Source organism: Sunxiuqinia dokdonensis (genome assembly GCF_001270965.1).
GTDB classification, from domain to species: domain Bacteria; phylum Bacteroidota; class Bacteroidia; order Bacteroidales; family Prolixibacteraceae; genus Sunxiuqinia; species Sunxiuqinia dokdonensis.
The window spans coordinates 1-618 of the sequence record NZ_LGIA01000065.1 but is presented as its reverse complement, the minus strand read 5'-3'; the positions used below and the strand labels follow the sequence as shown (position 1 = coordinate 618).

The following is a 618-nucleotide window of genomic DNA, read 5'->3' as shown; positions in this document are numbered from 1 at the left end:
AGGTCATCAAAACAGTAACCCTTGGGAACGGGCAGCCCACCAATCCGAAAATACGAGCCTTTGCTGTAGTGATTGATCACCGAATAACCGTCTTTCTCAAACTCAAAGCTGATTTCCCGGGTGGGCTTGACCAGAAACTGCTTCTCCCGTGGGCAGAAATAGCTGATCAGCCTGGCCAATGAACTTTTGCCACAACCGATTGGACCGGAGATCAGCAGTCCTTTTCGAAGACTAAGTCCGTGCCTTTCTGCGTTTTCCTTGTCGCCGATAGCATACACCAGCAGTTTGTAGATCAGGGGCAGATCTCCGGGGTCAATGACGAAATTCTCCCCGAATAACATTTCCCCTTTTTCTTCCATCCAGAGCACACTTCGCTGAAAATTGAAGTTGAATACGCCACCCTGAAGTTCGGCAATTTGGTCATAAGGGCTCCGAATAATCCTTGTTGGCCTGGACACTGAACCGGCCTGCGCCGATTTGATTGAATGGTCTTTCATAATTGTGATTTTTATTGCTGTTTGACATCCATTTCCGTGCAAGGGCTTGCCAGGAAACAATTCGCTGATCGTTCCCGGTTTTCCATCCCAAGGACAGGTACCGGGCATAAAATTGCTGGGC

1 pseudogene is annotated in these 618 nt (G+C 48.7%); it reads right to left on the bottom strand.

Going from position 1 to position 618, the window contains the following annotated elements:
- Positions 1–497, bottom strand: a pseudogene (locus NC99_RS06010) (hypothetical protein); the annotation flags it as partial.
- Positions 498–618 lie beyond the last annotated feature (121 nt).